Source organism: Elusimicrobiota bacterium (assembly GCA_040757695.1).
In the GTDB taxonomy this organism is placed as follows: Bacteria; Elusimicrobiota; UBA8919; order UBA8919; family UBA8919; genus JBFLWK01.
The window spans coordinates 1-1,666 of the sequence record JBFLWK010000207.1 but is presented as its reverse complement, the minus strand read 5'-3'; the positions used below and the strand labels follow the sequence as shown (position 1 = coordinate 1,666).

Here is a 1,666-nt window from a genome sequence, read left to right as displayed (position 1 = left end):
TGTGCTTTATGAGGAAGTGTTATTGAAGAGCCGTGTGTGGGCAATCTGCAAGCACGGTTCTGCGAGGGGCACGACAGCCCGATAGGGCTGTCACCACAAGGAGGTTATAAAGATGTCTACTCAACAACGCAATGAAGTATGGTGGGCGGATTTACCTAAACCTATAGGCAAGCGTCCTGTGGTGTTACTTTCACGTGATGAGGCATATAATGTGCGTAATGCAGTTACTATTGCACAAATAACCACAACAGTCCGAAACATTCCAGTGGAAGTATTGCTTGACGAACGGGATGGTCTGCCTCAAAAATGTGTGGCAAATCTTGATACGATTACTACCATTAGAAAGTCGATTCTTACGGAAAGAATTTGTCTGCTACGTTCTGATAAGGTTGAGCAAATCAATAAAGCACTTAAATTTGCTTTAGCACTGAACTAATGAAAATTGCACTCGTTCACGATTGGCTGACTGGTATGCGAGGTGGTGAAAAATGTCTGGAAGTTTTCTGCAAACTTTTACCATCGGCAACGCTTTTTACACTTGTGCATATAAAAGGTGTGATGTCGGCAATAATTGAAAAAATGGAAATAAAAACTTCGTTCTTACAAAAGTTGCCAAATATAGAAAAAAATTATAGATACTATCTGCCACTGATGCCTAAAGCTATAGAAAGTTTTGATTTAACTGGTTATGATTTAATTTTATCTTCAAGTCATTGTGTCGCAAAGGGTGTAAAAATTCCGAAAAATGCACTCCATATCTGTTACTGCCATACTCCGATGCGGTATGTTTGGGATATGTATCAGCAGTATTTTGGCGATTCAAAGTTTTATGTAAAATTTGCGATACAAATTTTAAGACCATATTTACAAAAATGGGATGTTAAAACTTCAAAAACGGTAAATTTCTTTATTGCCAATTCCGAACATGTTAAAAACCGAATAAAAAAATTTTATAATCGTGATGCTGTAGTAATTTATCCGCCTGTTGATACCGACTTTTTTGTTCCCCCTATCCCCTATCCCCTATCCCCTATCCCCTATTATCTTATTGTATCCGCATTCGCACCTTACAAAAGAGTAGATTTAGCAATAGAGGCATTTAACATACTCGGCTATCCGTTAAAAATTATCGGCTCAGGTCAGGATGAAGAGAAACTGAAAAAAATAGCAAAAAATAATATAGAATTCTTAGGCTGGCGAGATAGTAATGAATTAAAACATTTTTACCAGAACTGTCGTGCACTGATTTTTCCAGGTGAAGAAGATTTCGGGATTATTCCAGTTGAAGCCCAAGCATGCGGGAAACCTGTTATTGCATATAAAAAAGGTGGTACGTTAGAAACTGTAATTGACGGTAAAACAGGGCTCTTTTTTGATGAGCAGACAGTAAAATCAGTGATAGATACCATAAGAAAATTTGAGCATATAAAGTTTGACCCACAAGAAATCCGAAAAAATGCTGAAAGGTTTAACAGACCGATTTTTAAACAAAAAATAAAAAATTTTGTTGACGACCAGATAAAAAATTTGTAAAATAAATAACTGTAGTTTGGCAAATTTTTGCTAATAAATGTTGAAACATATTGTTCATTGACAAAAATGGAATAACCCTGTAAAACAGGGATGCACAAGAAACCTGAACAATTCCTATGAATAGTTAAGTCAA

General features: G+C 36.3%; 2 protein-coding genes. Both read left to right on the top strand.

Annotation, left to right across the window (positions count from 1 at the left end; all coding sequences use genetic code 11):
- The first annotated feature begins 112 nt into the window (after nucleotides 1-112).
- The gene (locus AB1349_14155) at nucleotides 113-436 is read left to right on the top strand and encodes a type II toxin-antitoxin system PemK/MazF family toxin (GenBank protein ID MEW6558468.1); all 324 of its coding nucleotides are present in this window, start codon (nucleotides 113-115) and stop codon (nucleotides 434-436) included.
- The gene (locus AB1349_14150) at nucleotides 436-1,533 is read left to right on the top strand and encodes a glycosyltransferase (protein ID MEW6558467.1); all 1,098 of its coding nucleotides are present in this window, start codon (nucleotides 436-438) and stop codon (nucleotides 1,531-1,533) included. Before AB1349_14155 ends, AB1349_14150 begins: the two co-directional genes overlap by 1 nt.
- Nucleotides 1,534-1,666: the final 133 nt, after the last annotated feature.

Excerpts from the sequence above, each read along its gene's own strand:
- AB1349_14155 (MEW6558468.1), top strand. The coding sequence starts at position 113 with ATGTCTACTCAACAACGCAATGAAGTATGGTGGGCGGATTTACCTAAA.
- AB1349_14150 (MEW6558467.1), top strand. The coding sequence starts at position 436 with ATGAAAATTGCACTCGTTCACGATTGGCTGACTGGTATGCGAGGTGGT.